The organism is Pigmentiphaga litoralis, assembly GCF_014651835.1.
GTDB lineage: Bacteria > Pseudomonadota > Gammaproteobacteria > Burkholderiales > Burkholderiaceae_B > Pigmentiphaga > Pigmentiphaga litoralis.
Genome location: NZ_BMXQ01000001.1, coordinates 2,215,755 through 2,239,326, shown reverse-complemented (window position 1 = coordinate 2,239,326; position 23,572 = coordinate 2,215,755). Strand labels below are relative to the sequence as shown.

Annotated in this window: 25 protein-coding genes, 1 tRNA gene and 1 pseudogene; 8 read left to right on the top strand and 19 right to left on the bottom strand. The window is 64.9% G+C overall.

Annotation, left to right across the window (positions count from 1 at the left end; translation table 11 throughout):
- Positions 1–10: 10 nt before the first annotated feature.
- Complete coding sequence (locus tag IE116_RS10105; protein ID WP_189612084.1) at positions 11–985, bottom strand: Bug family tripartite tricarboxylate transporter substrate binding protein; 975 nt, start codon at positions 983–985, stop codon at positions 11–13.
- Between the two features lie 75 nt (positions 986–1,060).
- Entirely contained in the window at positions 1,061–2,005 is a 945-nt protein-coding gene (locus tag IE116_RS10100; protein WP_189612081.1) for a LysR family transcriptional regulator, read from the bottom strand.
- 131 nt (positions 2,006–2,136) lie between these two features.
- On the opposite strand from IE116_RS10100, the gene IE116_RS10095 reads away from it, so the two are divergent.
- Positions 2,137–3,120, top strand: a complete 984-nt coding sequence (locus tag IE116_RS10095) for an amidohydrolase family protein (RefSeq protein WP_189612079.1) — start codon at positions 2,137–2,139, stop codon at positions 3,118–3,120.
- A 93-nt stretch (positions 3,121–3,213) separates the two neighbouring features.
- On the top strand, positions 3,214–4,221 hold the full coding sequence (locus IE116_RS10090) for a tripartite tricarboxylate transporter substrate binding protein (protein WP_189612076.1): 1,008 nt from the start codon (positions 3,214–3,216) through the stop codon (positions 4,219–4,221).
- An 18-nt stretch (positions 4,222–4,239) separates the two neighbouring features.
- On the opposite strand, the gene IE116_RS10085 is transcribed toward IE116_RS10090, so the two are convergent.
- From IE116_RS10085 to IE116_RS10075, 3 genes are read right to left on the bottom strand one after another with little or no spacing between them, the layout of a single operon-like run.
- Positions 4,240–6,003: a CocE/NonD family hydrolase gene (locus tag IE116_RS10085; RefSeq protein ID WP_229828084.1), complete on the bottom strand. Its 1,764-nt coding sequence runs from the start codon at positions 6,001–6,003 to the stop codon at positions 4,240–4,242.
- Between the two features lie 26 nt (positions 6,004–6,029).
- On the bottom strand, positions 6,030–7,016 hold the full coding sequence (locus tag IE116_RS10080; RefSeq protein ID WP_189612074.1) for a Bug family tripartite tricarboxylate transporter substrate binding protein: 987 nt from the start codon (positions 7,014–7,016) through the stop codon (positions 6,030–6,032).
- A gap of 30 nt (positions 7,017–7,046) precedes the next feature.
- The gene (locus IE116_RS10075; protein ID WP_189612072.1) at positions 7,047–8,006 is read right to left on the bottom strand and encodes an ornithine cyclodeaminase family protein; all 960 of its coding nucleotides are present in this window, start codon (positions 8,004–8,006) and stop codon (positions 7,047–7,049) included.
- A 205-nt stretch (positions 8,007–8,211) separates the two neighbouring features.
- Between IE116_RS10075 and IE116_RS10070 the strand changes: the two genes are divergently transcribed.
- The gene (locus tag IE116_RS10070) at positions 8,212–9,174 is read left to right on the top strand and encodes a LysR family transcriptional regulator (protein ID WP_189612070.1); all 963 of its coding nucleotides are present in this window, start codon (positions 8,212–8,214) and stop codon (positions 9,172–9,174) included.
- On the opposite strand, the gene IE116_RS10065 is transcribed toward IE116_RS10070, so the two are convergent.
- Entirely contained in the window at positions 9,171–9,677 is a 507-nt protein-coding gene (locus IE116_RS10065) for a RidA family protein (protein WP_189612068.1), read from the bottom strand. The genes IE116_RS10070 and IE116_RS10065 overlap by 4 nt on opposite strands.
- A 188-nt stretch (positions 9,678–9,865) precedes the next feature.
- On the opposite strand from IE116_RS10065, the gene IE116_RS10060 reads away from it, so the two are divergent.
- The gene (locus tag IE116_RS10060; protein WP_189612066.1) at positions 9,866–10,183 is read left to right on the top strand and encodes a YciI family protein; all 318 of its coding nucleotides are present in this window, start codon (positions 9,866–9,868) and stop codon (positions 10,181–10,183) included.
- On the opposite strand, the gene IE116_RS10055 is transcribed toward IE116_RS10060, so the two are convergent.
- Complete coding sequence (locus IE116_RS10055; protein ID WP_189612064.1) at positions 10,184–11,176, bottom strand: LysR substrate-binding domain-containing protein; 993 nt, start codon at positions 11,174–11,176, stop codon at positions 10,184–10,186.
- A 199-nt stretch (positions 11,177–11,375) separates the two neighbouring features.
- On the opposite strand from IE116_RS10055, the gene IE116_RS10050 reads away from it, so the two are divergent.
- The 3 genes and pseudogenes from IE116_RS10050 to IE116_RS10040 all read left to right on the top strand — a co-directional run.
- Positions 11,376–12,449 carry a mandelate racemase/muconate lactonizing enzyme family protein gene (locus IE116_RS10050; RefSeq protein ID WP_189612062.1) on the top strand — a complete coding sequence of 358 codons (1,074 nt, stop codon included), beginning with the start codon at positions 11,376–11,378 and terminating at the stop codon, positions 12,447–12,449.
- A gap of 57 nt (positions 12,450–12,506) precedes the next feature.
- A complete protein-coding gene (locus IE116_RS10045) occupies positions 12,507–13,499 on the top strand; it encodes a Bug family tripartite tricarboxylate transporter substrate binding protein (RefSeq protein WP_189612060.1) in 993 nt (330 codons plus the stop codon).
- 48 nt (positions 13,500–13,547) lie between these two features.
- Positions 13,548–13,793: pseudogene (locus IE116_RS10040) on the top strand (amidohydrolase family protein); the annotation flags it as partial.
- A gap of 135 nt (positions 13,794–13,928) precedes the next feature.
- Here IE116_RS10040 and IE116_RS10035 read toward each other — a convergent pair.
- The 5 genes from IE116_RS10035 to pal form a co-directional block, all read right to left on the bottom strand.
- Positions 13,929–14,666, bottom strand: coding sequence for an ABC transporter substrate-binding protein (locus IE116_RS10035; protein WP_189612038.1), 738 nt, complete (start codon positions 14,664–14,666; stop codon positions 13,929–13,931).
- A gap of 371 nt (positions 14,667–15,037) precedes the next feature.
- Entirely contained in the window at positions 15,038–15,421 is a 384-nt protein-coding gene (locus IE116_RS10030; RefSeq protein ID WP_189612036.1) for a hypothetical protein, read from the bottom strand.
- A gap of 214 nt (positions 15,422–15,635) precedes the next feature.
- Positions 15,636–15,711 (bottom strand) — tRNA-Lys (locus tag IE116_RS10025).
- Positions 15,712–15,805: 94 nt separating this feature from the next.
- Complete coding sequence (gene ybgF, locus IE116_RS10020) at positions 15,806–16,588, bottom strand: tol-pal system protein YbgF (RefSeq protein WP_229828083.1); 783 nt, start codon at positions 16,586–16,588, stop codon at positions 15,806–15,808.
- Between the two features lie 12 nt (positions 16,589–16,600).
- Entirely contained in the window at positions 16,601–17,140 is a 540-nt protein-coding gene (gene pal / locus IE116_RS10015; RefSeq protein WP_189612033.1) for a peptidoglycan-associated lipoprotein Pal, read from the bottom strand.
- Between pal and IE116_RS10010 the strand changes: the two genes are divergently transcribed.
- Positions 17,139–17,315, top strand: a complete 177-nt coding sequence (locus IE116_RS10010; protein WP_189612031.1) for a hypothetical protein — start codon at positions 17,139–17,141, stop codon at positions 17,313–17,315. The genes pal and IE116_RS10010 overlap by 2 nt on opposite strands.
- Here the strand turns inward: IE116_RS10010 and tolB are convergent.
- The 7 genes from tolB to ruvA all read right to left on the bottom strand — a co-directional run bounded on the left by tolB (position 17,305) and on the right by ruvA (position 23,572).
- A complete protein-coding gene (gene tolB / locus IE116_RS10005; RefSeq protein ID WP_189614552.1) occupies positions 17,305–18,561 on the bottom strand; it encodes a Tol-Pal system beta propeller repeat protein TolB in 1,257 nt (418 codons plus the stop codon). The genes IE116_RS10010 and tolB overlap by 11 nt on opposite strands.
- A 104-nt stretch (positions 18,562–18,665) precedes the next feature.
- A complete protein-coding gene (tolA, locus tag IE116_RS10000; protein WP_189612028.1) occupies positions 18,666–19,739 on the bottom strand; it encodes a cell envelope integrity protein TolA in 1,074 nt (357 codons plus the stop codon).
- 6 nt (positions 19,740–19,745) lie between these two features.
- The gene (locus IE116_RS09995) at positions 19,746–20,180 is read right to left on the bottom strand and encodes an ExbD/TolR family protein (protein ID WP_189612026.1); all 435 of its coding nucleotides are present in this window, start codon (positions 20,178–20,180) and stop codon (positions 19,746–19,748) included.
- Complete coding sequence (gene tolQ, locus IE116_RS09990) at positions 20,180–20,857, bottom strand: protein TolQ (RefSeq protein ID WP_189612024.1); 678 nt, start codon at positions 20,855–20,857, stop codon at positions 20,180–20,182. The genes IE116_RS09995 and tolQ overlap by 1 nt, the downstream gene beginning before the upstream one ends.
- Before the next feature lie 37 nt (positions 20,858–20,894).
- A complete protein-coding gene (gene ybgC, locus IE116_RS09985) occupies positions 20,895–21,356 on the bottom strand; it encodes a tol-pal system-associated acyl-CoA thioesterase (RefSeq protein ID WP_308428226.1) in 462 nt (153 codons plus the stop codon).
- A 490-nt stretch (positions 21,357–21,846) separates the two neighbouring features.
- Positions 21,847–22,947, bottom strand: a complete 1,101-nt coding sequence (gene ruvB / locus IE116_RS09980) for a Holliday junction branch migration DNA helicase RuvB (protein WP_189612022.1) — start codon at positions 22,945–22,947, stop codon at positions 21,847–21,849.
- A 52-nt stretch (positions 22,948–22,999) separates the two neighbouring features.
- Entirely contained in the window at positions 23,000–23,572 is a 573-nt protein-coding gene (gene ruvA, locus IE116_RS09975; RefSeq protein ID WP_189612020.1) for a Holliday junction branch migration protein RuvA, read from the bottom strand.

Below are 23,572 nucleotides of genomic sequence, written 5' to 3'. Positions count from 1 at the left end.
CGGGCGCGGATCACTCGATCGGAATCTTCCGCTCGCGTATGACGGTGGCCCACTTGTCCTGTTCGTTGGAAATGAAGGTGGCGAACTCCGGCTGGGTCATCGGCGTGTCGGTCAGACCCGACTCATCCATGAAGGCACGCACCCGCGGCGAGGCCAGCACATCCATGATGTCCTTGTGCAGCTTGTCCTTCACCGGCTGAGGCGTCGCCGCCGGCGCAAAGAAGCCGAACCACGAACTCGACACCACATCCGGCACGCCCGCATCGATGAACGTCGGCAGCCCGGGCGCCTCCTTGAGCCGGTTCGTGCTGGCGACGGCTATCGCCTTCAGCTTGCCTTCCTTGGCCAGCGCCAGCGACGCCGGGAAGTGGAACATGGCATTGACATGCCCGGCCAGCAGATCCGCCAGCGCCGGACCCGCGCCCTTGTACGGCACATGGACCATCGATATCCTCGCCTTCGATGCAAACAGCTCCGCCGTCAGATGCGGGCTCGATCCATGCCCGGTGGACGCAAATTTCAGTGCCCCCGGATTGGCCTTGGCATAGGTCAACAGCTCAGCCAGGCTGGTCACGGGCACGGACGGATGCACGTACAACACGTTGGGCGCAGTCGCGCCCATGGCGATCGGCGTAAAGGCATCGGCCGAATAGGGCAGCGACTTCATCAGCACCTGGTTGGTCACATACCCCGTGCTGGTGAACAGCAGCGTGTGGCCATCGGCCGCCGCGCGGGCGACGTACGATGTGCCGATAGTGGTGCCCCCGCCGCCCTTGTTTTCGATGAAGACGGTTGTTTTCCACTTCTCGGTCAGCCCCTGCGCCACCTGTCGCACGATGCCGTCTGTCAGCCCACCTGGCGGATAAGGCACGATCACCTGCACCGGCTTCATGGGATAGGTCTGGGCGTTGACACCCGACGGCGCGGCCAGGGCGGCCGTGACCAACAGCGCGCACGCCAGCGGGCGCGTAGCAAACACGAACATGTCATCCTCCATTGCGCGACGCATCGATGTGCCTCGTCGTCCAGGCGAGTACGGTAGCGCAACAAGTTGTGTTTATCAACGAAATTCGTGAGCGGGCGATGGCGCCTGTTCGAGGGACGGCGTCGCAAAGTGCGCCGAGACATGCCGCATCAACCGCAGCGCCATGTCGCCGGGACGGCGGCTGGGGGTGTGGGCCAGGCGCAATTCCATCTGCATCGGCTCGCCCGTCATGCGGATCACGGTCAGCAGGCCCGACGCGACCTCGCGTTCGACTGCGCGCGACAGCGTGCACAACATGCCCACGCCTGCCATGGCCATGGCCCGGACCACGGCCGACTCGGTGGCGCGGGCCACGACTGGGGCATCGGCAATGCCTGCCGACGCGAGCATCGCGTTCATTTGCGGACCGAAGCCCAGGCGGTGCGTGGCGCGCACGAATTGATGGCGCGCGACTTCGCAAGGCGGCACGGCGGCGCGGCCCGCGAGCGGATGGGTGGGCGCAGCCACGATCACGAAGGTCTCGTGACCGATCACGTTGGACGGCAAGGAAGGCAGGGCTTCTGGCGCAAGCAGGCAACCGACGTCCGCCGTGCCTTTCAGCAGGTGCTGTACGACCGCGTCGGTATCGACCGCAAGCGTCGCCAGGTCCGCCGCCGGATGATCCCGCGCAAAGCCTGCCAGACAGGGCGGCAGCAGCAGGCTGGCCACGGCGGGCTGGCAGGCCAGCACGACCTGCTGGCTTGCAGACTGGCTGCGGCGCGACAGGTCGTCCGACAGATCGCTGGCATGGCTGAGCAAGGCGCGGGCATGGGCCAGCAGCGCAAGGCCTGCCTCGGTCAGTAGCCCGGCGCGGCCACGGCGGCGCTCTACCAGTTGCGTGCGGCTGCGTGCCTCCAGCGATCGGATGTGGTCGCTGACCGATGGCTGCGTAATGCCCAGGCGATCCGCGGCCGCGACAAAGCTGCCGGATTCGGCCACGGCAACGAACACTTCCAGGCTGCGGACAGAAAGATTGAGCATGCTCGAAACTAGCACATATAGCCTGCCGCCTATACCGGGTATAGCCCCAGCACCCGTTGCTTGCGGTAGGGCGCCGCGACCATACTGCGGCCAGAGACGACCCGGCCGCGAGGCCGTTCAGGAGAGCCGCCATGAGCGACCCGCAACGCCAGCCATCCACCCCCGATCCCCATCGCATCGACGTGCATTTCCACACCATCCCGGACTTTTTCCAGGATGCCGTGATCGCTGCCGGCCGAGGCCCCACCATCAGTTCCGGATTCCCTGCCTGGACTCCCGACGCGTCGATCCAGTTGATGGACCGGCACGGCATCGCCGCCGCGATCCTGTCGGTCTCGCAGCCCGGGGTGCACTTTGGCGATGACGCGGCCGCAGCTGCGCTGGCCCGGCGGTGCAATGACTATGTGGCGGGCCTGATAAGCGACCGGCCGACCCGCTTCGGCGCGTTCGCCACGGTGTCGCTGCCGGATGTCGATGCTGCGTGCAAGGAGGTCGCTTATGCGCTGGATACCCTCGCGCTCGACGGCGTGTGCCTCCTGGCGAGCTACGGCGAACGCTTCCTGGGCGATCCGCATTTCGAACCGCTGATGGCCGAGCTCTCACGTCGGCGCGCGGTCGTCTTCATTCACCCCAATTTCCATCCATCGAGCCGGACCATCCAGTTGCCGTACCCGGCGTTCATGATGGAGTTCCTGTTCGACACCACGCGTGCCGCCGCCAACCTGGTGTTCAGTGGCACCCTGGACCGGTATCCCGATATCCGCTTCATTCTTGCCCACGCGGGCGGGGCGCTGCCCTATATATCCTGGCGCATGTCGGTATCGCCGGTGATCGACCCCCGGCTGCCGCAGTTGTCGCCCGACGACATCATGGAGCGGCTTGGGCGGTTCTGGTACGACACGGCGATCTCGGCCGGCCCGTCGACTTTTGGATCGCTGGATGCCGTGGCGCGCCCCGACCGTATCGTGTTTGGCAGCGACTGGCCTTATGCGCCGGAATCGGTCACGACCCTGACGGTTGATGCGCTGACGCAGCCTGCCCACTTCGACGCGGACCGTCAACGAGCCATTGCTCGCGACAATGCACTGCCGCTGTTCCCCAGATTCGCGCGTTGAACCGTGTGCCCGGCCTGCCGGGTCACGCGCACGACATTGATGACGACGCCCGCACAGATCGGGCGCGCCGCAGGAAAAACGGAGGAGACACCCATGCTGACCCTGAAGATCCCTGGCCTTGCCACACTGACAGGGGCCACTGCCCTGGCCACGCTCTGCACCCTGGCCGCCTGGCCCGCCGCCGTGTTTGCCGCGACGGCGGCGGACTGGCCCACCGGCATGGTGCGCATCATCGTGCCCTTTCCACCCGGTGGCACCACCGATGCCGTGGCACGCCTGCTGGCCGAAGACCTTGCCAAGTCCTCGGGCAAATCGGTGATTGTGGAAAACCGGCCCGGGGCAAATACACAAATCGGCACCGATGCCGTCGCCAAGGCCGCGCCAGACGGTTTGACATTGCTCTTCACGACGTCGCCCTACGCCATCATCGCGGCCATGTACCCGAAGCTGCCCTACGATCCGGCCAAAGATCTGGTGCCCGTGGTGCGCGTGGCTGAAAACGCCATGCTGCTGGTCGCCCATCCTGGAGCGCCCGCCAAGACCGTGCGCGATATGGTGGCCCTGGCCAAGGACAAACCGGGCGCGCTGACCATCGCGTCAGTCGGCAACACCGGCATGAGCTACATGTCGAGCGAACTTTTCGCCGCCTCTGCCGGCATCCAGGTCACCCACGTGCCCTACAAAGGCACCGGCCAGGCCATGCCCGACCTGCTGGGCGGACAGGTCAGCTACTTCTTCGACAACCCCAGCACCTCCTTGCCCTATGTCCGGTCCGGCAAGCTGATGGCCATTGCCAGTACCGGCCGCAAGCGCGAAGCCGCCTTGTCTGACGTGCCGACGCTGGCTGAGGGCGGCCTGACCGGCTTCGAAACCGTGAACTGGTACGGCATCTTTGCGCCCGCCCGCACGCCGGCCGAGGTGCTGGACCGCATCAACCGCGACGTCGTGCGCTTCGTGACGCGGCCGGACGTCAAAGAACGCCTGGCCAGGGACTCGGTCGAAGTCGTCGGCAGTTCCCGCCCGGACTTCGCCAGCTTCCTGCAGAAGGACATGGCGAAATGGGCGACGGTCGTGAAGGAACGCAATATCCGGCCGGAGTAGGGCAATGCCGTCGGCGGGTCAGGCGGCCGGGATCACCGGCAGTGTCACCGCGTTATCCGCCGCGTCATCAAAGTGCAGCGTGGTCGTCCCCCCGAACAGGTGCATTGGCCGGTCGTCTGGATCGTCGTGCACAAACGGGCCGCAGCCTTTCATGGGGTACTTCATGTTCGACAGCGTGGCCGCGGGACCGTCCCATTCGTAGTCCTTGCCGCGAATCGTGATGGCGATCCGGTAGCCGACCGGCACCACGATGCAGGTGGGCCAGATCTCGACGTCCAAAGCGACCGGCTCGCCAGGGGTCAGCGGCCAGAGCTCATCGTGGCTGTAGTAGGGGCGGTAGGGCAGGCTGAGTGCCGCATTCTGCTTGCGGTGCGACGCGCGCAGCCAGCCTTGGCCGACGGGCGTGTGCGGGTCGAGCGCGCCATGGAACACGACTTCGGTGTCTTCCCGATCGAACACGCGCAGCACTACAAACAGGTCGGCGTCCGCCGTCGACGACGACACCTTCAGCCGGAGCACCGACGGCCCCGTGATCTCCGTGTCGGTGGTCATGGGCAGCGATCGGAACGTCAGCCCGTCGCCCATGGCATCGAAATCGAGTGTGCTCAAGCTTGAGCGCGCCGCATCCTGGCTCAGGCTCAGATCGTCGGGGTTCAGATGGAAGCGGGTCCACTGCGTGCGCGCCAAGGGCCATTCGTGTTCACCGCGCACGACGAAGCGATCCACATGGCGGATCTGCAGTTGCACCTGCGCCTGGTCTTCCCAGCCCGTAGCCTCGCCCTTCAGGAAGTGGCCGAAAAAGCGCTTTTGCAAGGTCACGCCGTAGTCGGTGTAGAACTCGGCCCAGTGCGCGCCGCCATGCATTTCAAGCCATTTCCGGGTCGAGGCTGATCGCGCGAAGGCTTCAATGTTGCCGCGCAGATGCAGCCCCTGGCCGCCCCAGTTCCCGGCCGACAGGAAGGGCACCGTAATCCGGTCGAAGTCGGGCGATCGCTCGCGGTAGTACGCATCATCCAGCGGGTGTTGCAGCAGTTGCTGCCACATGTCCACCCGGTTGCTGGCCAGCTGGTCATCGGGCAAGGTCTCCGGTCCGCAGACCCATTCGCCGTTGAAGGTGCTTCTGGCGCCGCGTTCACCGCGTCCATGCTGCACGGTCTTGACCTGCATCTCGTGCCAGTTCTTGGCGAACACACACAGAATGCCGCCGTGATGCGTCGCCTCGCGATAGCGGTCGCTGTTGCCTTCCCAGGCGCAGATGGCCGCCAGATGCGGCGGTTGCTGAGCGGCCGCACGCCAGGCGTTGATCGCGTAATACGAGATCCCGTTCATGCCGACCTTGCCACTGCACCAGGGCTGGGCGGCGGCCCATTCGATGCAGTCGACGATGTCCTGGGTTTCGCGTGGCGAGTGCTGGTCGGACACGCCGGGCGACCGACCAGCGCCGCGTGAATCGATGCGGATGCAGACATACCCGTCGGGCACCCACTTTTCAGGATCGACCACTTCCCAGTTCTGGTAGGCATTCGACGATCCGCGTGCAGTGTCGGGGTGCTGTTCGACCATGATGTCCCACGCGGTCCGATAGCCTTCCTGGAAGGCGAGCCCCTTGCCATAGGGGCCGTAGCTCAGCAGGACCGGATAGGCGCCGTCGTCGTCGGGACGAAAGACATCGCAGCGCAGGACGACGCCATCGTCCATGGGAATTGGCGTGTCCCAGTCGATGCGCATGCCGTCCCGCACGTCGCTCCGCAAGGGGGTAAGGGAAGGGTGGGTCGTGGTCATGGAAATGTCCTTGGGATGGCTGCGGTTCATTGCGCCTTGATGTTCTTTTCGGCGATCACACGGGACCAGGTGGCTTTCTCGGCAGTCATGTCCTGCATCAGGCTTGCGGGGCTGCCCGCAATGATGTCCGATCCGTCCTTATCGGCCCGCGCCTTGAATTCGGGCAAGGCAAGGATGCGGGCCACTTCGGCTTGCAAGGCGTCGCGGATGGCGTCGGGCATGCCCTTGGGCCCGAAGATGCCGGTCCAGATGTAGGCTTCGAGGCCGCGCACGCCTTGTTCCGCAGCGGTCGGAACATCGGGCACCGCGGGCGACCGGCGGGCCGCCGTGACGGCCAGGCCGCGCATCCTGCCTGCCTGGACCATCGGCTGTGAAAACCCTACCGAGTCGCACATGAAGTCGACCTCGCCTGCGGCCAAGGCGGCCTGCGCGGGGGCGGCGCCCTTGTACGGCACATGAACCGTGTCGATGCCGGCGGCAATGTTGATCAGTTCGCAGGCCAGATGGCCGCCGCTGCCCAGGCCGACGCTCGAATAATTGAGCTTGCCGGGGCGCTGCTTGGCGAGCGCGACGAAGTCTTTCAGCGTCTTGGCGGGCAGCGCACTGGAAACCAGGAAGTACATCGGGTAGCGGATCACCATCGTGACCGGCGTGAAGTCGGCCACCGAATCGAACGAAGCAGGCTTGTGCAGCAACGGGCCGATCACCTGCGCACTGTTAGAGGTGAACAGCAGGGTGTATCCGTCGGGAGCGGCGTCCTTGACGATCGTGCTGCCGATCAGCCCGGTAGCGCCCGGTTTGTTGTCGACGACAACGGTCTGCTTCCAGGCCTCGCCCAGTTTCTGGCCGATCAGCCGCGCATAGGCGTCGGTCGGGCCACCCGCAGGGAACGGAACGACCAGCCGGATCGGGCGGCTGGGATAGTCCTGGGCTTCGACGCCCAGGGGCAAGGCAAGGCCAAGGCAACCCGCGAGAATGAAGGCGGGCGCGCCGGGCAGGCGGATGAAGGGCATGCGTGTCTCCTCTGGTGTCCGCGGGAATGTCTAGATTCCCACTGGTAAATCGATACCCAATTTTTGTGCGTGGGCAAGCGGCAATAACCGTGCGCCCACGATGATGTCCTGGATGGCCAGTCCCAGTGATTCGAAGCACGTGATGTCGTCGGCGTGGCGCCGCCCAGGCCGCCGGCCGGTCATCACCTCGCCCAGTTCGTGGATGTCACCCCATCCCAGGTGGCCTTTTTCGATCAGCGGCAGCAGGTCGCCGCACTCCTTTTGCGCCACGGCGCGGCTATCGACGACGACCGCGCTGCATCGTCGCAGCGTCGCCTCGTCGACCTCGCGCTTGCTGAGCATATTGGCGCCGGCTGCGTTGACGTGCGTGCCTGGCGAAAGCCAGGCGCCGTCGAATACCGGCACGTCGGACGTCGTGATGGTGGTGACGACGTCGCTGCCGCGCACCGCGTCTTCGGCGTCTTCGGCCGGCCTGACGCGGATGCCGACGCGGCGCGACATCGTTTCGCAGAACGCCGTCAATTTCAAGCGGTCGCGGGCATGCACCTTGACCTCCCGGATGGGGCGCACATGGCAGACCGCTTCGATCTGGCCCACCGCCTGCCGACCGCTGCCGAACACGCCGAGTACGGCCGCATCGGGGCGGGCAAGGTGCCGGGTCGCGACGCCGCTCGCCGCGCCGGTGCGCATCATTCCCAAGGTCTGCGCCTGCAGGATGCCGGCCAGGTGCCCGTCGGTCGTGTCATAGACGTACAGCAGGAAACGCACGACGCCCTTGCTGATCGTGTAGACCTTGTAGCCCACCGCATGTTCGCTGGGCACGAGTCCCTGCAGCAGGTGCTGCGTGGTGCCGGGCGTGCGCAGGCGTTCCCGCGGAATGTTCTGCGCGGCGCCGTCCGCCATCTCGGCCATGACCGTCTCCACGGCGTCGAGCGCCCTCGGCATGGTGAGCAAACGTGAGACATCGTCTTCGGTCAGGAATCGGGCCATGGGATCTCGTAGGAAGGGCCAGCAGCAAGGGTGGAGGGCAAGGCAGGTCTGCCCACCGCCATGCGACTGTAGAATCCTGGACCGCCATTCAGGAAATACCGTGTTTTGATGGAAGCGATAACATTCGGTGATGGCGCGTCTTCGGCATCACGGGGCGAGCGGCCCGCGGTCATCAACCCGCACTCACCATCCTGGAGTGGTCAACGTGGATCTTTTGCAGCTTCGGTACTTCATGCAGGTGGCAGACCTGCGCAGCTTCACCAAGGCGGCCGCGGCGTTGCACATTGCGCAGCCGGCCATCACCCGGCACGTGCGTCTGCTGGAAGACGAACTGGGCGTCCAGCTGCTGTATCGCCACAGCCGCGGTGCGGAGCCCACGGAAGCCGGCCGGCAACTGCGCATGGGTGCCCAGGCCATCTTCCGTCTGCTGGAGCAGACGCGTGCCGATGTGATCGCTTCCAGCGCGGTCGTTTCAGGGTCGCTGCGCATCGGCTTTCCGCCGTCGATGGGAGATCTGCTGCTGGGGGACGTGATCGGCACCTTCCGGTCGCGGCATCCGAATGTCGAACTGAGCCTGCAAGAGGGCTACAGCCATGCCATGCGCGATGCCTTGCTGGGCGATCGGCTCGACCTCGCTTTCATCACCGGGCAAGACGTGAATCCCTTGCTGGCTACCACCCACCTGTACGACGAACAGATCTGGCTGATGGAGCCGCTTCCGGCCGATGGCAAGCCGCGACGCAGGAAGCGCTACCAGCTGGCCGACGTCGCCCGCCGCGCCTTGATTCAACCCAGTCGTGCGAACACACTGCGCCAGATGCTGGACGAGCAGGCCGCGCGTCGGAAATTGACGCTGAATGTGGTGGTCGAAGCGGAGGCCCTCCACCTGATCAAGGACCTGGTGCGGCGCGGTGTCGGCAGCCATCTGTCGCCGTACTCTGCCGTGGTGCGCGGCATCGAGCGCGGCGCCTTCATCGGCGGGCCCGTCGAGGGCCTGTCCGTTTCGAGGTTTCTGGTACGGCGCGTGGATCGCCCGGTCAGCCTGGCGCTGACCCGGTTCCAGGAAATTCTGACGGCGCGCCTGGCAGTGATCCGCGATACCGCGAAGGGCGCGGTCGTTTTGCCGGGCGCGCCCGATGCCGCTCGCCTGGCACGCCGCACACCTTAGCCCCGCACCTCGAACAAGGCCTCGATTTCCACCGCCACGCCGTAAGGCATGCTGGCGACGCCGACCGCTGTGCGAGTGTGCGCACCGGCCTTGCCGAACACAGTCATCATCAAGTCCGACGCGCCATTCACAGCGTCGGCGACCTCGGTAAAGTCGGGTTCAACGGCCACGAAGCCGCGCAGGTTGATCAGTGACACGACATCGTCGAGCCCGTTCGGCAGCAGCGCGCGAGCCTGTGCCAGCACGTTGAGCGCGCTCAATCGGGCGGCGTCCTGCGCTTCTGACAACGTCCAGCGGCTGCCCACGCGGCCGACATAGCGCAGGTCGCCGTTCCAGCTGGGCAACTGGCCAGATACCCACAGCTGGTTGCCGACGCGGCGCGCCATCTGGATACGGGCGGCGCGTGGCCGTGCCGGCTCAGGCAGGTCGATGCCCAGGCGGCGCAGGCGCGCTTCGGGCAATTCATCGGCGTCGCTCGATGCAGGTACAGGATGGTTGGTCATGATGAGGCTCCGAATGGTTGAACAATGAAGCGGGCGGGACACGGACACAGCATGCGCCGGGTTCGTGACCCGGTGCTGACGGTTTGCGTGCGGGCCATAACCGGCTGGTTCTGGCCTGCGCGGCAAGTGGAATGGGCGGGGGCTGGACCCGCTTCTATCATGGGCGCCTGCACCCACCAGGAACGCCCATGCTCTACATCATCTACCAGGAAGACCTGGACGACGGCGCCGCCGAAATCCGTCAGCGGGTCAAGCCCGATCATCTTGCCTACCTGGACCGCTTCGAGCCCGTCCTGGTGCTGGGTGGGGCCCTGCTTGCCGAGGACGGCGTCAAGCGCACCGGCAGCGTGCTGATCCTGAACGTGCCGAGTCTGGCCGACGCCAAGGCGTTCTCGGCAGACGAACCCTTTCGCAAGGCGGGCCTGTTCAAACGCGTGTCGATTTCCCGGATGCGCCGCGGGCAGTGGAACCCCGACGCGGCGCCAGCGTCGGCGGAAGGCAACTAGTCACGACGCCGCCGTCGGCGCTTGCACCCGCGCCGCGCCGGGCGCCGCGTGGTACAGCTCGGCGGCCGCCTCGCGCAGACAGGCAATCATCGAAATGGCCGCGTCCGACAGCTTGAAGGTGTCATTGGTGCTGATGCCGACCGGCAGCGCCGGATAGCCGATATCGATCGGCAATTGCGTCAGGAGGCCCTGCTGGATGTCGGCCTGGACCACCTGCCAGGGCAGCGCCGCCACGGCCGGCCGCTGCGCCAGCAGGCTGCGGATCAGCGGCACGGATACCGTCTCGATGATGCGGCGGGGCCGCGGCAGCCCTTCGCGCATCAGGAACAGATTGATCGGCGTGCGCACCACACTGGTCGCGTGCGGCATGATCCACTCCTGGTCCAGCAGGTCGGCGGCCACCAGCGGGTCACGTTTTGCCAGCGGATTCTGGCTGCCGGTCACCAGCACGATGGGCTCGAAGTACAGCGGGACCTGCGTGATCCATTCCATGTCGCCCAGGTCCGTCATCCGTCCGACCACGATGTCGATCTCGCCCGCCACCAGGCCAGCCAGCAATTTTTCCTTGTTGCCGTCCACCACCGTGATGCGCGCGGTGTCGTCACGGTCGAAGAAGATGGACAGCGCGCGGGGCAGCAGTTGCGGCAGGGCGACCATATAGCTGCCAATGGTCAGCTTGCCGCCGCCGCCATGCCGCAATGCCGTCAGTTCATCCGCAGCACGGCGCAGTTCGGCATGCACTGACCGGGCATACCGGATGACGTGGCGGCCAAACACCGTGGGCGTTACCCCCTTGGAGGTGCGCTCGAACAGCGGTTCTTCAAGCAGGGCTTCCAGTTCGTGAATGGTTTTCGAGACCGCGGGTTGCGACATGTGCAGGGCCTCTGCCGCCCGGGACACCGTGCCGCAGTCGGCCACCGCTTTCAACAGCACCAATTGGCGCAGCTTGATCTGGGTGGTCAGGATACGTTCGATCGAACGATCGGCGGACATGGAGGATCCTTGCCGGGGCATGGGCGATTGATGCCTCGATCTTAACGAAGAACGACCGCCGTGGAGCGCTTTGGCCGGAGCCATAACCATTTGGTTGTCGCGCCGCACCAAAACCGAATGCAGCACGCAAATGGGCGCTGCTAGAGTCGCCCTGACCGTGTGTTTTCTTTGTGCCCGCCTTTCCTGCTGGAGACTTCGCGTGCGGATCCTTGCCTATGAAATCGAACATATCAGCCTGCCCGACGAAGATCCCAACTGGAAGTTCGCGGGCCAGGCCTATCCGACCAATGACGCCTGTATCTTGACGATCATTGCCGAAGACGGGACGCGGGGTCTCGGTTACGCGGCCGCCTTTCCGCATCTGGCAGCCACCGCGTTGGGCGTGGAGGGCGCGCTTCAACGTATCTGCGCAGGCCTCGTGGGCCGCGACGTGATGGCAATCGAAGGCAACCTGCACTTCGTCAGTGGGGCGCTGGTCGGCAACCATCCGGCCAAGGCCGCGATCGATTGCGCGCTGCACGACCTGAAGGCGCGGCTGCTCGAAGTGCCGCTGTATGAGTTGCTCGGAGGCAAGGTGGTGGACCGCATCGCGATCTGCCGCATGCTGGGCCTGAAGGCGCCGCACGAGATGGCCGAACGCGCGCAGCGGCTGGTCGACCAGGGCTACCGCCATCTGAAGCTGAAGGTCGGGGGCGAGGTGCGCGACGATATCGCCCGTTTGGCAGCGGTTCGCAAGCAGGTCGGCGATGCGGTCCGATTGGTTGCGGATCCCAACCAATCGTATCGCGCCAAGGACGCCATCGCCTTTGCGCAGCGGGCCGTCGACTACGACGTCGACATCATCGAGCAGCCCGTGCGCACGGATGATCTGGAAGGCCTGCGCCATGTCACGCAGATGTCCAGCATTGCGATCGAAGCGGATGAAAGCGCCTATTCGGCGGAGTCGACGTATCGGCTCGCGGCCACCGGCGCCATCGATGCGGTCAGCCTGAAGGTACCAAAGATGGGCGGCCTGCGCGCAGTGCAGACTGCTGCGCGCATCTGCGAGGTCGCCCATTTGGGATGCCGCATGGGCGCCAACGTCGGCAGCCAGCTGCTGGCCGCGCATGCCTTGCACCTGGCCGTGACCTTGCCAAATCTGACCTATGCATGTGAACTGGCCGAATTCCAGAAACTGCTCAACGACCCCTTTGAAGGACTTACGGTGCACGACGGCTACCTGAGCGTGCCCGACGGCCCCGGGGTAGGCGTGCACCGCCGCGCAACGCAGTGATGTCCACGCGCTCCTTTGCCTGCTCCGTCTTTTGCTTGCCCTTCACCAGGAAAGACCATGCTCCCTTGTCTTAGTCGTCTCGCCACCGGCATTGCGGCCAGCCTGGTATCCGGCGCCCTGATCGCGCTTGCATCGGCGCCCGCCACGGCGCAACCCACGAGCCGCACCATCCGCCTCGTGGTGCCGTTCGCAGCAGGCGGCCCCGCCGATGTCATCGCCCGCAAAATCGCCGAGCGCCTTGGCCCACAACTGGACACCGTGGTCGTGGTGGACAGCCGCCCCGGTGCCAATGGGGTGATCGGCGTGCAGGCGGTGTCGAAAGCCGCGGCGGACGGCAGCGTGCTGCTCTTCGCCACCTCGGGCATGCTGACGATCAGCCCGGGCCTGTACAAGGACCTGAGCTACGACCCGCTGCGCGACCTGACGCCGATCGCCCGGGTCGTTGCCAACGGCAGCGCGCTGCTGGTGAACAAGCAGGTGCCCGCCAGCAACATCAAGGACTTCGTGGCGTACGCCGCGAAATCAGCCACGCCGGTGGCGGTCGGATCGGCCGGCACCGGCAACATCACGCACCTGTATCTGGAACTGCTCAAGGAATCGACCCGCGCCAATCTCGTGCACGTGCCCTACAAGGGGGTGGCGCCGGCCCTGGCTGACGTCATGGGCGGCCAGATCGCGGGTGTCTTCGTGGACCTGCCCGCTGCGCTGCCGCTGCTCAAGGCGGGCAATGTTAAGGCGCTGGGCATGGTCGGCGACACGCGCAGCCCCGCCGCACCCGACATCCCGACCATCGCCGAACAGGGCTATCCCGGCGGCGACGGCGTCAGCTGGTTCGGCATCCTTGGCCCCGCCGGCATGCCCGCTCCGGCCGTGGAACGCGTCCACGCAGCCTTGACGCGGGTGCTCAGCGAGCCTGACGTCGTCAAGAGCCTGCAGGACATCGGGTCGGTGCCGTCCCTGAATACACCCCAGGACATGCGAAAGTTGATTTCCGAAGAACAGGTGCGGTGGGCGGGGCTCATCAAGGCGCGGAACATCACGGTGGATTGAGCGTGCACAGCATTGAGCACGCACAATTTTCCTGACATTCAAGATTTCAACGTGTACTTCGACACCTGCGTGTATCACCAGCCCGGGATCGACCTGCTGCTGGTCGTGATTCCGCCCGAGAACATTCTGTTTGCGTCGGAAACCGTGGGCGCGGTGCGCAGCATCGATCCCGAGACCGGTTTCTATTTTGACGATACGCGGCGGTACATCGATGGATCGAAGATTGGCGAGGACGCCAAGTCCAAGATCTTCGAAGGCAACGCCAGAAAGGTTTACAGCCGCCTGAAGGTCTGACGGCAGGTGTAAAGGTGCGTTGCCGTCATCACTGGCGATCAATGTAAAAAAGCCGGACACCTGTTGAAGGGTCCGGCTATTTGTTCAGTGTGCTGCTCAGTGTGCTGACAGTGCGTCAGCGTGACGGGCCTTGCCTCATGCCATTGCTTCAGGCGGCGCGACGGCGGCGTCGAACTGCTGGCTGCGCGCCAGTCCGTCGGCAACGAAGCCCGACGCCTTCATTTCCTCGACAAACGCATGCACATACGCAAATGCTTCCGCACGGCCCTTGGGCACTGCCATGGCCTGTTCGATCGCCGTGAAGCGGCCTTCGATCACGCGCCAGCCAGGATGCGCCGCGGCGTATTGGATCAGCGGCTGCTTGACCCCCGCCACCGCCTCGAGCTTGTCGGCCACGAACAGGTCAATCGCGTCGGCCGACGTGGCCGCGCGCACGATCTCGGCCTGCTTCAGCGTCCGGCTCAGGAACAGGTCGTAGGCCGCACCTTTGCCGACCGCGACACGCACGCCGGCGGCGTCCACGTCGGCGATCGTCTTGAGCGGCGAGTCGGCGGGCACCAGATAGCTGCCTTCGATGATGACATAGGGCGCCGTGAACGAGATGCCGGTCGCCCGCGCCGGGTCGCGCGCCATGAAGCCGATGTCCCACACGCCGTCCTGCGCCTGGTCGGCCACCACGCCCGCGGATTCATACGACAGGAAATCGACCTCCAGACCCAGGCGACGCGCCAGCTCGCGCGCCAGGTCCACCGTCACGCCCGCCGGCTGGCCCTGCGCGTCACGCTGCGCAAGGACGATGTTGCCGAAGTTCAGGGCGGCGCGCAGACGGCCCGTCGGGGCCAGTTCGGCGATGAGCTCGGGGGATGCAGTCATAGGGGTCTCCTTGATGGACAGGGCTATGGTAATGAGCGCCACTGTACTGCGTGTGCACACGCGGCGGCCACCCCTTCATGCAAGGCGGCATCGTGGGTAGCGGGTTACCGCGTGCAGGCTCATCAAGGAGGTATCCGAAAGGTTCACGATTAGTCACGGCTACCGTCCGTGATTCGCGTCTATGACGTATCGCGCGCGATTGAACAGACCTGTACGCTTGGTGTCTTCACTGTCGCCTTTGCCGACACCGTCATCGATCGCCCTGCGACGCCACTCGTTACCTTGCTCGCCCCGGCGCGTTGCGTGTTTCCCCACGTTGCGAACCCGATCTTGTGACCCGCACGCCCTGTCCGTAACTTGGTCATCGTGTCCTAACCGGAAGTGCCATGAAACAACACCCCGTCGAAAATTACGGCGGCGACTCGTACGTCATGCTCGTCTACCGCTGCGCGTCCGGCTATGCCGTCGATTGCTGGATCACTGAAGGCGACTCCGGCGTGTCGCAACGCAACCCGTGGTTCGGTGGAAAAGGCGTGTCCGTTTTCAGGAAGGAACCTCAGGCGGAAGAGGGCGGCCGCGCGCTGGCGAAGCGCTGGATTGATCGGCACCGGCGGTAGGACGGTTGTGGACAGCAGCGTTGCATTGAAGGCTGCCAATCCCAGCAGGATCGTCAGCCTGGCTCCGATCGCCGTCACGATAATGGTCATCTGCACATTCCGCAGCGCTGTCCGCATCTCGCGGATGGACTCGATCATGCAGTGATGATCGACTCAAGGTCATTCTATCGTCGGCCGGCTGGCCGTCGCGTCGGCTATGCCGCATTTGTCCTGGCGTCGAAAAGGAAGTGACGAGCGCTCGAAAGCCAACGATGCAACATCCTCTCCGGATGCAAAAAAGCCACCATTGCTGGTGGCTTTTTTACCTGCCTGCTTCGCCCCACTTTCATGGGGCAACGCACATCAGAAATACTGGTGGGTCGTGCGGGGATCGAACCCACGACAAACGGATTAAAAGTCCGCTGCTCTACCAGCTGAGCTAACGACCCGAAGCCATAGATTATGGCAAAGGTCGCGGCAGCTGTCAAATCGAAACCGCCGCTACTGCAGGCAGCCACCGAGGCGGCCGCTTGCAGACCCTTCTTACTTCAACAGTTCGAGCCTGTCCTTGGCGGTCTGGGCCGCGGGCACGCCGGGGTAGTCCTTGACGATGCGTTCGAGCGTGGTTCGCGCGCCGCGCCGGTCGTTCAGTTCGACCTGGCTGCCGGCGATGACGAGCAGCGCGTCGGGAGCCCGCACGTTGGTCGGGAAGTTCTTGACCAGCGCCTGCTGCTGCGCGATCGCGGCCTTGTAGTCCTTGAGCGCGTACTGGCTGCTGCCGATGTAGAACTGGGCGGCAGGGGCGTACGGGCTCTGCGGATACTGGCGCACGAACGCAGACAGCGCGGGGATCGCATCGGCATAGGCACCGCTGCGGAACATGTCGATCGCGGCGTCGTACGACCGCTTTTCACCCGGATCGACCATCGCCTGCTGGCCGTCGATCGACGCGGCTTGCGGCTCGAGCCGCTTCAACCGGGTATCGACGTCCAGGTAGATGTCTTTCTGGGCTTGCTGCGTGTCGGCAACCTGCTTCGTCAGGATTTCGATCTGCCCGCGAAGGCGGGCGATCTCTTGTTGCTGCGATTCGATCTGACCGGCGAGCTGCAACTGCGCGCGCTGGTTGTTTTCGAGGCGCGACAGGGCGTCCTGAAGCTGCTGGGCCTGCTGGTCTGATCGGTCGCGCGCTTCCTTGCGCAGGTCGATGATGGCCTGGCGCGCGTCGTCATCGGAGAACAGCGCAGCGTGGGCCGGGACACTCGACAGCGCAGCGCTCATACCGAGCACGGCTGCCAAGACCTGATTGCGGGAAGCGCGAAACATCATTGCGGCAGATCCTTAACGGTAAACGATATCGGCACGACGGTTTTCGGCGCGCGACGATTCATCGCTACCGGTAGCCTTCGGCTTTTCCTTGCCGAACGACACGGCTTCGACCTGGTCGTCACGGACGCCCAACAATACCATCATGCGGCGAACGGCTTCCGAACGGCGCTGGCCCAGGGCCAGGTTGTATTCGCTGCCACCCAGATCATCGGTATTGCCTTCGATGACGACCTTGCGGTTGCGGTTGGAGTTCAGGAAACGCGCGTGGTTTTCGACCAGTGGCTTGAACTTGTCGCTGACGGCGTAGCTGTCGAACTCGAAGTAGACCGAACGCTGGGCCAGCACGCCCTTGGGATCGTTCAGCGGATCGAGGCCACCTTGGGTGGTGTCGACGCGGGCCACGCCACGTGGGTCGGCGCCGGACTGCGAGCCTGCGGTACGGTCTTCGACCGGGACAGTCGAGCTTTCGTCGAGCTTGACGGGGCTGGAGCAAGCGGTGATGACGGCAGCCAGGCCGGCAACCATAAACATCTTTAATGCACGAGTAGACATGATCGATTCCTTGGGTTTTTTCAGAGATGAAAGCGTGGGTAGAAAACGAATTGCCGGATTAATCCTGACCGTTACTTGGCAGTGTCACATGGACTACGCGCCGCCGCTCGTTGCAAGGCGTGACAACGATGCGGCGGCGCGACATTTCGCCAAAATGGGTGGTATCAGTTGGTGAGGAAGGGCCCCCAGGTGGGTTCGCGCACGTCGCCGCTCAAAACGGAGAGGGTCTGGGTGATGCGGCCATCGGATGATACGGCGGCAAGCACGCCACGACCGCCTTGGGACGTTGCATACAGAATCATTTTTCCGTTGGGAGCAAAACTTGGTGACTCGTCCTTACCGCTGCTGGTCAGCAGCATCTCGTTGCCGGAAGCGAGGTCGAGCGAAGCGATCTGATAGCCGGCACGGCGGGTGACATACACCAAGGTTTTGCCATCGGGCGACAACTGGGGAGAGATATTGTAATTGCCTTTGAAGCTCACGCGCTCGGCGGAACCGCTGTCGATGCTCAAACGGTAGATTTGTGGCGCGCCGCCACGATCGCTGGTAAACAACAGCGACCTTCCATCGGGTGTGAACACTGGCTCAGTGTCGATGCCGGGGGACTGCGTCAGGCGGCGCAGACCCGAACCGTCGGCGCCCATCAGGTAGATCTGCGACAGGCCGTCACGGGTCAGCACGACCGCCAGCTGATTGCCATTGGGCGACCAGGCCGGAGCGCTGTTGTTGCCCTTGAAGTTGGCCACGGGAACGCGCTGGCCGGTCTGGATGCTGTGCACATAGACCACCGGCTTGCGCGATTCGAAGCTCACATAAGCCAGGCGGGAGCCATCCGGCGACCACGCGGGCGAGATGATGGGCTCGCGCGAGCGCAGGGCGGTCTGGGCGTTCTGGCCGTCAGCATCGGCGATTTGCAGTTCGAACAGGGGGCCCTGCTTGAGTACGTACGCGATACGGGTCGAGAACACGCCGCGGTCGCCCGTCAGCTTTTCGTAGATACGATCGGCGATCTGGTGCGCGGTGCGGCGGATTTCATTCGGGTTGTTGCCGGCGGCAAACGCCACGCCGTCGATCTGGGCCTGCTTGACGGTATCGACCAGGCGGTAGCGAATGTCATAGCGGCCATCGGCCCCGCGCTGCACGCTGCCGACCGACAGCGCGTCGGCGCCGCGGGTCTTCCAGGCGGCAAAGCCGATCGTGGACGAGTCCGACAGGTTGGCGCCGGTGGCGTCGATCAGCTTGAAGAGACCGGTGCGGCCCAGGTCGGCTCGGATCACGTCGGCGATGGCCTTGCCTTGCGGGTCGGACGATTCGAAGTCGGCGATGGCGATCGGATACTGATTGGCGCCGGCGCCTGAGATCTGCACCGTCAGTTGGGCATGGGCGGCATTGGCGGCCAGGCCGATGGCAGCGGTCATCATCGACAGGACGGCCGTGCGCAGACGGCGTTTCAGGGACAGGCCGAGGCCGTGGCGGCGCGCCGCGCTGGGCGGTGGCGTAAGGGCGAGGGTGTGTGCAGGGGTCATTAGTCGAACATCCGATATTGAACTTCTATGTTGGACTCGAACCGGCCGGAAGGCGGGCGCGGGAACGGATCGCAGCGCCGGATGCCGTTCTCGACGGCGCGGTCGAACGCAGGTACGCCTGAGCTGCGAATCAGGCGAGGGGCTCCGGCTTGGTCGCCGGAAGGTAGTAACTGGACTCGGAACACGGCGGTCGGGTTCCCGTTGGCAGAGCTGCCGGTCGCTGCATAGATCACGCCGGGGCGCACGCAGGAACGGATCAGGTCGGCGTAGCCGGGATTGCCGCTGGCGCCGGCGGCCTGGTTGCGATCGGCATTGCCCCCTTCGCGGCCACCTTCGCGTCCGCCTTCGAGGCCGGCTGCGCGCGCGGTGTCGCTGCGGAAAGCTTCACGCAACTTGCGGTCGCGTTCGTCGGACGCACGCTTTTCGGCAGCGGCCTTCTTGTCGGACGCCACCTTTTCCGCCGCGGCCTTTTCAGCAGCTGCCTTATCGGCGATGGCCTTCTGGGCTTTCTCGGCGGCCAGGCGGTCGGCTTCCTTCTTGTCAGCCAGTTTCTTGTCCGCTTCCTTCTTGTCCTGGTCGCGGCGCGCCTGCTCTGCCTGCTGACGATCGGCTTCCTTTCTGTCGGCGGCCTTTTTGTCGGCCAGCTTGCGATCGGCTTCCTTGCGGTCGCGTTCGCGCTGCTCGGCGGCGTCCTGGTCAGCCTGGCGTTTCTTTTCGGCTTCGCGGCGCTTTTTTTCCTGCTCGATGGCGATGTCGGGCTTTTCCGGCGTCACGCGCGTTTCGGGCGGTGGTGGCGGAGGAGGAGGCGGCTTGGGCGTGGGCGTCGGACGAGGCGGGGGCGTCGGCGCCGGGGTGGGATCGGGCGTCGGGTCGGGTTCAGGCCGGTTCGGGGGCGGCAGGGCCGTCCAGAGTTCGGCCTGCACCGGGCCGGGTGCCGTGGTGTTCCACGACAGGCCGAAGATGAAGGCGAGCGCCAGCATCAGGTGCATGAGCACCGCCAGGCCTATCGCGGGCCACTTGCCGGGCTCGGGCGGGACCGGAAGGGGACGGCGTGAATTGTCGTTCGGCACCATAGACGATCAGGAACCTTGCTTCACGAGCAGTCCGACGCGCGCCACGCCTTGTTTCTGGAGGTCGTCCATGACGGTCAGCACGGATTCGTACTGCGACTTGCGGTCGGCGGAAATCACGACCGGCTGGTTGGGATGTTCGGTCTGGCGTTCGCGGGCAATGCGCGCCAGATCGGTACGCGCCACGGTCTGCGGACGGCTGTCGCCGCGTTCGCGATCGCGGATCTGCACGGTGCCGTCGGCGTTGAGCAGCACTTCGAGCGGCTTGACCGGCATCTGCGCGGCGCGGCCGACCGTGGGCAGGTCGATGACGCCGGGGGGCGCCATCGGCGCGGTGACCATGAAGATCACCAGCAGCACCAGCATGACGTCGATATAGGGAACGACATTGATGTCGGTCATCGCGCGACGGCCGCGACGGCTTCCGGAGCGGGCGGATGGCATCAGCGCACCTGTCTTTGCAGGATGTTCAGGAACTCGTCGATGAAGCTGTCGAAGCGGATGGCGATCCGGTCGATGTCATGCGAGTAGCGGTTGTAGGCCACGACCGCCGGGATGGCGGCGAACAGGCCGATCGCGGTGGCGACCAGCGCTTCGGCAATCCCTGGCGCGACGCTGGCCAGCGTGGCCTGCTGCACGTTGGCCAGGCCACGGAAGGCGTGCATGATGCCCCACACCGTGCCGAACAGACCGACGTACGGGCTGACCGAACCGGTCGAGGCCAGAAAGTTCAGGTGCGATTCGAGCGCGTCCATTTCCCGCTGGTAGGCCGCCCGCATGGCGCGGCGCGAGCCGTCCAGCAGGGTATTGGTGTCCGCGAGCTTGTTCTGGCGGCCCTTGACGAATTCGGCCATGCCGGCTTCGAAAATGCGCGCAAGCGCGCCATGTTCGGTGCGGCGCGTGGCCACCGATTGATGAAGCATGTTCAGGTCGCCGCCCGACCAGAAGTCGGATTCGAACCGGTCGGTCTGTGCCTTGGCCTGCTTCAGCGCGATCGCCTTGCGGAAGATAAACGTCCAGGACATCAACGAGACAACCGCCAGGATGCCCATCACGAGTTGCACCGTGAAGCTGGCCTGGGTAATCAGAGACAGGATCGACATGTCCTGGGTGGCGTTCATGCAAAGTCCTTGTAGATATTCGAAAGAAGGTGACGGATCAAATCGGGGCGACCGGGGATTCTAGCCGGGCGAGCGCCGTGGCGATGCCGGCGGGCATGGCGGTCGGGCGCAGACTGTGGCGATCGACGCACCCTACCTGGACCTGACCGGACGCGAGCAGTTCACCGTCACGCAGGCAGGTCTGTGAAAAATCCATGGAAGCCTTGCCGAGCCGCGACACGCGGCTGGCGATGGTCAGGTGGTCGTCCAGCCGGGCCGGTTTTCGGTATTGCATGTCCAGGCCGCGGACGATGAAGATGCATCCGGTGCTTTCGGCCAGCGCAGTCTGACCGAAGCCCAGGGACCTCAGCCATTCGGTGCGCGCACGCTCGAAGAACTTGAGGTAGTTGGCGTAGTAGACCACTCCTCCGGCATCCGTGTCTTCGTAATAGACGCGGATCGGGAAGTGAAATTCGCCAGAATGGGATTCGTGTGGCGCAGCGGGTTGCGCGGCGGACACGGAGGGCACTGCTGCGGACACGTTATCGAAAGCCTTGGTCAGGTCGGACCGGCGTGGGGCCGGGACGCGAAATTGTAAACAACCCGGACCGCATCCGCATTGACGCAGTCATTTCATGCACGAGTAAATGTGACCGCGTGTAAAGCAGCGAACTTTGGTGCGAACACGCCGTCTGACATTCAGGAAGCGTTGATTTTGCGCCTGTACGGCTTCGGGTGCGTGGGTGGCGCCGTCCGGGTCTGTTGACGCTTCCGCCTCTTTACGAGTGCTTGCTTTCTGTCACCGCAGTGTCACGCGGCGTCGATATCATTCACTTCGCAGTGTTTAGCTCACTGCACCAGTCAACTGCGCTTGTCGCAGCGAGCACGTGACCTGGGGGATGCCCAGGCACGGCGCTCACATATCTCGACGGCCGGATCTTCATGATCCGGCCGTTTTTCTTTGGGCGGCCGGCTGTCGGCATTCCTGTCGGCGTTCCGACAAGGCGGGCTTACAACAACAGCTCGCCCGTGCCGCCACTGGACGGCGCCGCCAGTCCAAGATGCCGGTAAGTGTTAAGGGTGGCCACACGGCCGCGCGCGGTGCGCTGGATGTAGCCGTTCTGGATCAGGTAGGGCTCGATCACGTCTTCGATCGTGTCGCGCTCTTCGCCCACGGCCGCCGCCAGGCTGTCCAGCCCGACCGGCCCGCCATCGAACTTGTGCACGATGGCTTCCAGTATCTTGCGGTCCATGACGTCGAGTCCTTCGGGATCGACATCGAGCATCGCCAAGGCGGCCTTGGCGACGTCGCCGGTGATGATGCCCTTGGCCTTGACTTCGGCGAAGTCGCGCACGCGGCGCAGCAGCCGGTTGGCGATCCGCGGGGTGCCGCGTGAGCGCCGCGCGATTTCATGCGCGCCATCTTCCGAGATCTGCGCGTTGAGCAAGCCGGCGCTGCGCGTCACGATCTTGGTCAGTTCCGCCGCCGTATAGAACTCGAGCCGAGCAATGATGCCGAACCGGTCGCGCAGCGGATTGGTCAGCATGCCCGCGCGCGTGGTGGCGCCGATCAGCGTGAAGGGCTGCAGGTCGAGCTTGACGCTGCGTGCCGACGGACCTTCGCCGATCAGGATGTCGATCTGAAAGTCTTCCAGCGCCGGATACAGGATTTCTTCGACGACCGGCGACAGCCGGTGGATCTCGTCGATGAAGAGCACGTCGTTGCGTTCCAGGTTGGTCAGCAGCGCGGCCAGGTCGCCCGCGCGCTCCAGTACCGGACCCGATGTGTGGCGCAACTGCACGCCCATTTCGCGCGCCACGATATGCGCCAGCGTGGTCTTGCCCAGCCCTGGCGGGCCGAAGAGCAGCACGTGGTCCAGCGATTCGCTGCGCTGGCGGGCGGCGGTAATGAAGATTTCGAGCTGTTCGCGGATCCGCTGCTGGCCGACGTATTCGTCAAGCGCCTTGGGACGCAGGGCGCGTTCGATGGCCTCTTCATTGGGCGAGGCCGGCCGCGGCGAGATGATGCGCGCGTCGGCGACCGGGTCGCGCCTGGGGTCGTCCCGCTTCGGGTCCTCGCGAACGGAGAGTTTGTCTGACTGGATCGCCATGGAAGATTCGCCTAGTGAATGGAACGCTGGGACAGGGCGCCTGGCCGGTGGCCTAGCGCGCCAGCGCTTTCAGGGCCAGCTTGATGCCGTCCGACACACCCACGCCGGCAGGCAGCGTCTTGAGCGCGGCAACGGCCTCGCGATCAGAGTACCCCAGCGCGATCAATGCGTTCAGGATGTCGGCCTGGCTGTCGGGCACGGCCGTGGGCGTGCTGCCCAGGTCGGCGCCCAGCTTGCCGCGCAATTCGAGCAGCAGGCGTTCGGCCGTCTTTTTGCCGATGCCCGGCACGCGGGTGAGCCGGCCGGCTTCCTGCAGGGTGATGGCCTGCGACAGTTCGGTCACGGTCATGCCTGACAGCACGGCCAGCGCGATGCGCGCGCCCACGCCGCTGATCTTGATCAGTTCGCGAAACGCGCTGCGTTCATGGGCGGTGGCAAAACCGTACAGCACGTGTGCGTCTTCGCGGATGGCGAGGTGGGTCAGCAGCGTCGTCTTCGCGCCGACATCGGGCAGCGAATAGAAGGTGCTCATGGGCACGTCGATTTCGTAGCCCACGCCTTGCACGTCCAGGCAGACCAGCGGCGGAAACTTTTCAACGAGCGTTCCGGTAAGACGTCCAATCAT

Excerpts from the sequence above, each read along its gene's own strand:
- IE116_RS10055 (WP_189612064.1), bottom strand. The coding sequence starts at position 11,176 with ATGTCCGCCGATCGTTCGATCGAACGTATCCTGACCACCCAGATCAAG.
- IE116_RS10045 (WP_189612060.1), top strand. The coding sequence starts at position 12,507 with ATGCTCCCTTGTCTTAGTCGTCTCGCCACCGGCATTGCGGCCAGCCTG.
- IE116_RS10075 (WP_189612072.1), bottom strand. The coding sequence starts at position 8,006 with ATGGCCCGATTCCTGACCGAAGACGATGTCTCACGTTTGCTCACCATG.
- tolB (WP_189614552.1), bottom strand. The coding sequence starts at position 18,561 with ATGATGACCGCTGCCATCGGCCTGGCCGCCAATGCCGCCCATGCCCAA.
- IE116_RS10090 (WP_189612076.1), top strand. The coding sequence starts at position 3,214 with ATGCTGACCCTGAAGATCCCTGGCCTTGCCACACTGACAGGGGCCACT.
- IE116_RS10065 (WP_189612068.1), bottom strand. The coding sequence starts at position 9,677 with ATGACCAACCATCCTGTACCTGCATCGAGCGACGCCGATGAATTGCCC.
- IE116_RS10105 (WP_189612084.1), bottom strand. The coding sequence starts at position 985 with ATGTTCGTGTTTGCTACGCGCCCGCTGGCGTGCGCGCTGTTGGTCACG.
- IE116_RS10095 (WP_189612079.1), top strand. The coding sequence starts at position 2,137 with ATGAGCGACCCGCAACGCCAGCCATCCACCCCCGATCCCCATCGCATC.
- ruvB (WP_189612022.1), bottom strand. The coding sequence starts at position 22,947 with ATGGCGATCCAGTCAGACAAACTCTCCGTTCGCGAGGACCCGAAGCGG.
- IE116_RS09995 (WP_189612026.1), bottom strand. The coding sequence starts at position 20,180 with ATGCCATCCGCCCGCTCCGGAAGCCGTCGCGGCCGTCGCGCGATGACC.
- IE116_RS10035 (WP_189612038.1), bottom strand. The coding sequence starts at position 14,666 with ATGACTGCATCCCCCGAGCTCATCGCCGAACTGGCCCCGACGGGCCGT.
- IE116_RS10060 (WP_189612066.1), top strand. The coding sequence starts at position 9,866 with ATGCTCTACATCATCTACCAGGAAGACCTGGACGACGGCGCCGCCGAA.
- IE116_RS10085 (WP_229828084.1), bottom strand. The coding sequence starts at position 6,003 with ATGACCACGACCCACCCTTCCCTTACCCCCTTGCGGAGCGACGTGCGG.
- IE116_RS10100 (WP_189612081.1), bottom strand. The coding sequence starts at position 2,005 with ATGCTCAATCTTTCTGTCCGCAGCCTGGAAGTGTTCGTTGCCGTGGCC.
- pal (WP_189612033.1), bottom strand. The coding sequence starts at position 17,140 with ATGTCTACTCGTGCATTAAAGATGTTTATGGTTGCCGGCCTGGCTGCC.
- IE116_RS10080 (WP_189612074.1), bottom strand. The coding sequence starts at position 7,016 with ATGCCCTTCATCCGCCTGCCCGGCGCGCCCGCCTTCATTCTCGCGGGT.
- ruvA (WP_189612020.1), bottom strand. The coding sequence starts at position 23,572 with ATGATTGGACGTCTTACCGGAACGCTCGTTGAAAAGTTTCCGCCGCTG.
- IE116_RS10010 (WP_189612031.1), top strand. The coding sequence starts at position 17,139 with ATGATCGATTCCTTGGGTTTTTTCAGAGATGAAAGCGTGGGTAGAAAA.
- tolA (WP_189612028.1), bottom strand. The coding sequence starts at position 19,739 with ATGGTGCCGAACGACAATTCACGCCGTCCCCTTCCGGTCCCGCCCGAG.
- IE116_RS10030 (WP_189612036.1), bottom strand. The coding sequence starts at position 15,421 with ATGATCGAGTCCATCCGCGAGATGCGGACAGCGCTGCGGAATGTGCAG.
- ybgF (WP_229828083.1), bottom strand. The coding sequence starts at position 16,588 with ATGATGTTTCGCGCTTCCCGCAATCAGGTCTTGGCAGCCGTGCTCGGT.
- tolQ (WP_189612024.1), bottom strand. The coding sequence starts at position 20,857 with ATGAACGCCACCCAGGACATGTCGATCCTGTCTCTGATTACCCAGGCC.